At 71.3% G+C, this 6,663-nt stretch carries 6 protein-coding genes and 1 pseudogene; 5 read left to right on the top strand and 2 right to left on the bottom strand.

Annotation, left to right across the window (positions count from 1 at the left end; translation table 11 throughout):
- Window positions 1-114: 114 nt before the first annotated feature.
- Window positions 115-2,022 carry an NAD-binding protein gene (locus ACFWR9_RS19600; RefSeq protein WP_383843566.1) on the bottom strand — a complete coding sequence of 636 codons (1,908 nt, stop codon included), beginning with the start codon at window positions 2,020-2,022 and terminating at the stop codon, window positions 115-117.
- A gap of 233 nt (window positions 2,023-2,255) precedes the next feature.
- Between ACFWR9_RS19600 and ACFWR9_RS19605 the strand changes: the two genes are divergently transcribed.
- Both ACFWR9_RS19605 and ACFWR9_RS19610 read left to right on the top strand, forming a co-directional pair.
- Window positions 2,256-2,765, top strand: coding sequence for a hypothetical protein (locus tag ACFWR9_RS19605; protein ID WP_383843549.1), 510 nt, complete (start codon window positions 2,256-2,258; stop codon window positions 2,763-2,765).
- 80 nt (window positions 2,766-2,845) lie between these two features.
- On the top strand, window positions 2,846-4,399 hold the full coding sequence (locus ACFWR9_RS19610) for a flotillin family protein (protein ID WP_383843552.1): 1,554 nt from the start codon (window positions 2,846-2,848) through the stop codon (window positions 4,397-4,399).
- A gap of 27 nt (window positions 4,400-4,426) precedes the next feature.
- On the opposite strand, the gene ACFWR9_RS19615 is transcribed toward ACFWR9_RS19610, so the two are convergent.
- Complete coding sequence (locus ACFWR9_RS19615) at window positions 4,427-4,735, bottom strand: zinc-ribbon domain-containing protein (RefSeq protein WP_383843555.1); 309 nt, start codon at window positions 4,733-4,735, stop codon at window positions 4,427-4,429.
- 304 nt (window positions 4,736-5,039) lie between these two features.
- On the opposite strand from ACFWR9_RS19615, the gene ACFWR9_RS19620 reads away from it, so the two are divergent.
- From ACFWR9_RS19620 to arsM, 3 genes and pseudogenes are all read left to right on the top strand, one after another.
- Window positions 5,040-5,330, top strand: coding sequence for a DUF3040 domain-containing protein (locus ACFWR9_RS19620; RefSeq protein WP_383843569.1), 291 nt, complete (start codon window positions 5,040-5,042; stop codon window positions 5,328-5,330).
- Window positions 5,331-5,454: 124 nt separating this feature from the next.
- Window positions 5,455-5,577 (top strand): annotated as a pseudogene (locus ACFWR9_RS19625) (cation:proton antiporter); the annotation flags it as partial.
- A 169-nt stretch (window positions 5,578-5,746) separates the two neighbouring features.
- A complete protein-coding gene (arsM, locus tag ACFWR9_RS19630; RefSeq protein ID WP_383843558.1) occupies window positions 5,747-6,499 on the top strand; it encodes an arsenite methyltransferase in 753 nt (250 codons plus the stop codon).
- Window positions 6,500-6,663 lie beyond the last annotated feature (164 nt).

The raw sequence follows: 6,663 nt of genomic DNA on the forward strand, positions 1-6,663 counted from the left end.
GCCCCCCACCTTCATATACACCTTTCTTTTGGTCGCCCGCTTCTTTTTTTTATATGAGACCGGTCGTAGGGGCCGAGCCCTTACGACCCCGCCCACCCACACGCCGCCCACCCCCTACCCAGGGGACCGCTGCCGCGTGCGCCGCCCCAGCAACTCCGCCAACCCCCGCCGCGTGGCCGCCAACACCACCCGATCCTCACCCCGGAGGACATACGTGTCGGGCAGATCCCACACCAACCGAGACTCCCGAGGCCCGTCAACATCCTCATCCGCCTCACCTTCGCCGGAGGCGGACCCGTCCGCCACCTCCAGCGCCAGCACCCGCCACGCCCCCGCCCGGAACGCCTCCCCGACCGTCCGACCCTCCAGCTGCGGATGCCCCGCCACTTCCACCGCCGCGAACAGCAACACCCGCCGCTCCACGGGAATCGCCCCCAGAATCTGACGCCCCACCATCGCCCCGGCGAAGGACGGCGCCGCCAGATGCGTCACGCTCCGGCTCCGGGTGAGCGCACCGGGGTGAGCGGCCCGCAGGGTGCGGTACACGGCGGTCGCGAAGTCGTCGTCGTACAGCCGCAGCACCACCCGCAGCCCGGACCGCACGGACCGCCCGTACAGCACCGCCTCCAGGTTCGTGGTGTCCACACTGGTCAGCGCGAGCAGCGAGTGCGCGCGATGGATCTTGGCGGCCTCCAGGACGCCCTCCTGGGTCACATCCCCCAGCACCACCGGCACCCGCAGCCGCCGGGCGGTCGCCATCCCCCGTGCCTCGGGATCGGCCTCGACGCACACCACCGGGATGTCCATCTCCCGCAGCCGCGTCAGCACCCGCGTGCCGATCTTGCCGAGACCCAGCAGAACGACGTGCCCGCCGATCCCGCGCGGCGGCTTCCGCAACGCCGTAGCGGTGCGGAAGGTCCCCAGGGCCTCCAGTACGGCCGCCAGCAGCACCGGAAGCAACAGCAACCCCACGAAACCGGAGAGAAGTTGAAGAATCTGACGGCCGATGTCCGCGTTGTGGGCGGGTTCGTTGATGGAGAACAGGTCGAGCATCGTCACGTACGTCGCGTGCAGCGGATGGTCGTCCGTGACCACCATCAGCGCCACGGCGAGCGCGACCACGCACGCCGCCAGACCGGCCAGCGACCACCGCAGCCGCCGCGAGAACAGCTCGGCGAACGGCGGCACACTCGCGCGCCCGGCGGGCAGCGACGGTCCGGAGTACGACACCTGCTCAAGGACCACGGTCCCGCGCCCGGTCGCCGCCTGGACCGCCGCCGCGTCGGGCAGCAGCTGCGGACCCTCCCCGCTGTCCTCCGAACCGTCCGCCCCGGCCGGATCGTTGCTGGTCGCGGAGAGCAGCGCGAGGGTGCACAGGCCGGGGTCGGCCACCTGGCCGGGGAGGGGCGGGTTCCGTTCCACCGCGCGCAGCAGCAGGCCGTCCGTCTCCACGATCTTGCTGGTGCCGACGAGCGCGGTGGCCGCCAGCGCGGGCGCGGCCGTGTCGGCGTCGGACAGCACCGTCGTGGACGACTCGACGCCGTCGAAGCGGGAGGACCGCCCGTCACCGGTCGCCAGCGCGGCGCTCTGGTCGAGGAGATCCTCGATGTGCTGGCCCAGGCGCCGGTTGTACAGGCGCAGCACCAGCCGCAGCCGGGGGTTGAGCCGGCGGGCGGTCAGGGCCGCGCGGATGTTGGTCTCGTCGTCGTCGTACACCAGCGCCAGCGCGCCGGCCCGCTCGACACCGGCGTCCGCGAGCACGTCCTCGGTCGGCTCGGTGGCCTCCAGTTCACGGCCGGCGCCTTCGCGGCCGGCGCCGCCCTGGTCGCCGTTGCCGGTCCGGTTGACGGCCGCGTTGACCATGTCAAGGAGCGCCGCCGAGGCCGCCCGGGCCCGTCCGACCACCGGCTGGCGCACCCGGCGCCCGGAGGGCGGGACGACGAGGGTGACCTGTTCGCGGTAGACGCCGCGCAGTTCGGCGGCGAGCCGGTGCGCCAGCCCGTCGTCACCGCACACCACCATGTGCGCGTACGCGTCGCCCTGCGGAACCTGATTCGGAACGCTCCCCGTATGAGTTCCCATTTGAGGAAGGACAGTACAGGCGCCGGGCGCGGTTCCAGGAGCGCCCGAAGAGGCCGAGGGTGGCATCAAGAACGCGTAAAGATTGCCGGAACACGGCAATGACGCGGCCTCGCACCGGATGTGAGGATTCTTCTCACCGGAGCTCAGCGAAGGGCGAGAGGGGGACGGCACACATGGCCTGGTTTCTCGGGCTCGGCATCACGGGGGTTGTGCTGCTCGCCCTGTCGCTGGTCTTCGACGGACTGCTGGAAGGCGCGCTCGACGGAGCGCTGGACGGCGTCCTGGAGGGGTGGCTGTCGCTGCCGGTCGTCGCCGGGTTCGTGGCGATGACCGGCTTCGGTGGCGCCATCGCTCTCGGCAGCGGCTGGACCGGACCGGCGGGGGCCGCCGGGGCCGGCGCGGTCGTGGGAGTGGGCGCGGCCTGGCTGACGTACCGCTTCAGCCGGGCGCTGATGCGCGACCAGACCGCCGTCACGCCCAGTACGAACGACCTGCTCGGCACCTCCGGCAAGGTCGTGACCGCCATCCCGGCCGAGGGCTACGGCGAGGTGCTGCTGCGGCTCGCGGGTCAGCCGCTGAAGTGCGCGGCGCGCAGCGCGGTGCCGGTGGCGCGGGGCGCCGAGGTGTGGGTCGAGGCGGTGCCGACGGGAACGTCGGTCGTGGTCCGCCCGGTGGACCGCTGAGCGTCCCTGCCTCTCTCTGTTCTGTCTCTCTGTTCTCTGTCTCTCTGTTCTGTCTTTCTTTGTGATTCGGGGGCGTTGTCATGAGTCCTGTCGTCATCGCGGTGCTGGGAGTCGTCGTACTCGTGGTGCTGCTCGCACTTGTGGTGGTCAGCCGCTACAAGGTGGCCGGCCCGAGCGAGGCGTTCATCGTCACCGGCCGGCGCGGCAAGAAGTCCACCGACCCGGAGACGGGCCGGGTGTTCACCGACAACAGCGGCCAGAAGGTCGTGGTCGGCGGTGGCGTGTTCGTCGTGCCGTTCGTGCAGCAGCGGTTCGCGCTCGACCTCTCCTCGCGGCACATCCCGGTCGCCGTGCGCGGCGCGGTGACGCTGCGCGGTGTGAAGGCCAACCTGGAAGGTGTCGCGATCGTCAAGGTCGGTGGCACGGAGGACGCGATCCGCGCTGCCGCGCAGCGGTTCCTGATGCAGCAGGACGGCATTGTCGGCTTCACGCAGGAGGTGCTGTCCGGCGCGCTGCGCGCGATCGTCGGCCGGATGTCGGTCGAGGACGTCATCCGGGACCGGGCCGCGTTCGCGGGCCAGGTCGCCGAGGAGGCGGAGGCGAGCCTGTCCGGGCAGGGCCTGGTCCTGGACGCCTTCCAGATCCAGGACATCACCACCGAGGGCTCCTACCTGGAGGACCTCGGCCGTCCCGAGGCGGCACGGGCCCGGCAGGAGGCCGACATCGCCGAGGCCGTGGCCCGGCGGGCGGCCGAGCAGGCGCGGCTGAAGGCCGAGGAGGAGATCGCGGTCGCGCAGCGCACGCTGTACCTGAAGCAGGCCGAGATCAAGGCCGAGACCGACCAGGCGTCCGCCCGCGCCAACGCCGCGGGTCCGCTCGCCGAGGCGGCCCGGCAGCAGGACATCCTCGCCGAGCAGGAGAAGGTCGCCGAGCGGCAGGCCGCGCTGAAGGACCGTCAGCTCGACACCGAGGTGCGCAAGCCCGCCGACGCCCAGCGGTACGCGGCCGAGCAGGAGGCGGAGGCCCGCCGGGTGGCGCGGGTGAAGCAGGCGGAGGCCGAGCGGTCCGCGGGGATCGCCGCCGCCCAGGCGGAGGCCGAGCGGGCCCGGCTCACCGGTGAGGGCGAGAAGCAGCGGCGTGGCGCGCTGGCCGAGGCCGAGGCCATCGAGGGCCTCAAGCAGGGTGAGGCCGAGCGCTCCCGGCGTGCGGCGATCGCCGAGGCCGTGCGTCTTGAGGGTGACGCGGAGGCCGCCGCGATCGGCGCCAAGGGCGCGGCCGAGGCCGTGGCGATGGAGAAGAAGGCCGACGCCTTCGACCGGTACGGCGACGCGGCCGTGCTCCAGATGCTGGTCGAGGTGCTGCCGCAGGTGGTGGCGAAGGCGTCCGAGCCGCTCGCGGCCGTGGACAAGATGACGGTCATCTCGACGGACGGCGCGAGCCGCCTGACCCGCACGGTCGCCGACAACGTCGCGCAGGGCATGGAACTGCTGGGCTCCACCACCGGCGTCGACCTGGCGTCCCTGCTCAAGGGCATCACGGCGAAGAACTCCGCCGACACGGCCGGCCAGGACGCACCGGAGGCGGCCTCGGCCCGCCCCGACTCCCGCAACGGCAAGGTGGAGATCACCGGCTGACCGCGCGGGCGGACCCCGGTAGCGCAGTTAGGGCTGCTGGTACGGCTGCTGCGGCGACGCCCCGTACGCCTGCCCGCCGCCACCGCCGCCGGGGCCGCCCACGCCACCCTGCGACTGGAGCTGCTCCGCCTGCTCCTTGGACACCTGCTGCTCGGCGCCGCAGAACGTGCACTGCGTCGCGTACTTCGTGGAGAACGGGAACAGCGGCACGAAGAACAGCGTGAACTTCGTGACGCGCTTCCTGAGCGTGTGCGCGGAGGGATTCCCGCACTGTCCGCACACCAGCGTCAGTATCGCGAGCTGGTAGAGGTATCCCTTGGTGCCGAAGATGATCACGATGCGGTCCTTCCCGGGTCGGCCCCCGCGAGCGCGCGGGACACGCAGATCTTCTCCCAGACTACGGAGGTCACCCGCCGTCCGCGGCTTCCCGGCGCAGCAGGCCCCCGGGCCGGCACTTGGCCTGCGCTGCGAATCTATTGAAACTCGATAGGCGCGACAAGATCTGCACGTTTCCCTACACATCCGACGTCGCTGGATTTGGGTACCAATCTGTATGGTGCCCGGCATCCGCCGCGGGCGAGGCTGGAGTCAACTCCCCGGCCCCGGGCCCCAACCGACGCGGAAGGGGGGCAACGTGCCCATGCCCGATGACCAACGCCTCAGCGAGATCGCGTCCCGTCTGCACCGTGAGGACCCCCACTTCGCGGGGGCCCTCGCCGACGGCCGGCCGCGCCGCCCCCGCGAGTACCGGTACCGGCGGGCCTGGCTGCTGCTCGCCGCCGCGCTGTGCGCGCTGGCCACCGGCCTGGTGCTGGCCCACGGACTGCTCATCGCCGCCGGCCTGGTCTTCGCCGGCGTGGCCGGTGAGCTGTTCGACCCGCACCGGTACGAGCGGGGCCGGGGCACCCGGTGCCCTCCGTCCGAGACCTGAGATCCGAGACCCGAGATCCGAGAAGTACGTTACGTCACGACGCGTCGTGTCCCGCCGTGCCTTCGGCCGAGAAGGCGCACAGACGCCGCCACCGATCCGAACCGGAGGACAGACGCCCGTGCACGCCGGCCGGGTGGGCTTCTCACCCATCCCCCTCTACCTGCTGGCCGGACTCGCCTTCGGACACGGAGGCATCCTGCCCCTCCAGGCCAGCGAGGAGTTCGTCGCCACGAGCGCGGAGATCGGCGCCAACAGCCTCGGACAGCATCCGTCGGCGACATCCTGTTTCGACATACTTCTATATTGACGAACTCCGATCCAGGGTGCAAGCTTGTATCGACAGTCACTAATGCAACCAGTTCCGGACCTCGTACCCCAGGTGACCCAGGAAACCCAGGTAACCCAGGAGGCACCCCATGAGCGACCAGCCCACCACCGACCTGCGCGAGACCGTCCGTGAGCGATACGCGGCAGCCGCGACCCAGGTCGCCGACGGCGGCTCCACCTGCTGCGGCCCGCGGCAGGTGGAACTCGACGACGGCTTCGGCGCCACGCTGTACACGACCGACGAGCGCGACGCCCTCCCCGCCGAGGCGGTCGTCGCATCTCTGGGCTGCGGCAACCCCACCGCAGTCGCCGACCTCCACGAGGGCGACCGCGTCCTCGACCTCGGCTCCGGCGGCGGCATCGACGTCCTGCTCTCCGCCCGCCGCGTCGGCCCCACCGGCAAGGCGTACGGCCTGGACATGACGGAGGAGATGCTCGCCCTCGCCCTGGCCAACCAGAGGAAGTCCGGTGCCACGAACGTCGAGTTCCTGAAGGGCACCATCGAGGCCGTCCCGCTGCCCGCGGACACGATCGACGTCGTGATCTCCAACTGCGTGATCAACCTGTCCACGGACAAGCCCGCCGTCTTCGCCGAGATGTTCCGCGTCCTGACCCCCGGCGGCCGCATCGGCATCTCGGACGTCGTCGCCGACAACGAACTCACCCCGCCCCAGCGCGCCGAACGTGGCGACTACGCCGGCTGCATCGCGGGCGCCCTGTCCTTCGCCGAATACCAGGAGGGCCTGACCTCAGCCGGCTTCGAGAACATCACCCTCACCCCGACCCACGAGGTGGCGCGCGGAATGCACTCCGCAGTCGTCCGAGCCACGAAACGTCTCTAGAATTCTGTGGTTGCCTGAGTGTTTCGGGCTTTTCGGGCGCGGCGTGGCCGTGTGCGGTCGCCATCGGTGGGTCCGATCCTCGGGGTGAGGGGGTGGACTGGGGTGGCGTGCAGGTGGTGGAAGCCGGTCCGCTCGGCAGCGTGGGTGCGTTGCCGACAGATTCT

The organism is Streptomyces sp. NPDC058534 (genome assembly GCF_042717365.1).
Taxonomy (GTDB): Bacteria; Actinomycetota; Actinomycetes; order Streptomycetales; family Streptomycetaceae; genus Streptomyces.

Excerpts from the sequence above, each read along its gene's own strand:
- ACFWR9_RS19600 (WP_383843566.1), bottom strand. The coding sequence starts at position 2,022 with ATGGTGGTGTGCGGTGACGACGGGCTGGCGCACCGGCTCGCCGCCGAA.
- ACFWR9_RS19605 (WP_383843549.1), top strand. The coding sequence starts at position 2,256 with ATGGCCTGGTTTCTCGGGCTCGGCATCACGGGGGTTGTGCTGCTCGCC.
- ACFWR9_RS19610 (WP_383843552.1), top strand. The coding sequence starts at position 2,846 with ATGAGTCCTGTCGTCATCGCGGTGCTGGGAGTCGTCGTACTCGTGGTG.
- ACFWR9_RS19620 (WP_383843569.1), top strand. The coding sequence starts at position 5,040 with ATGCCCGATGACCAACGCCTCAGCGAGATCGCGTCCCGTCTGCACCGT.
- arsM (WP_383843558.1), top strand. The coding sequence starts at position 5,747 with ATGAGCGACCAGCCCACCACCGACCTGCGCGAGACCGTCCGTGAGCGA.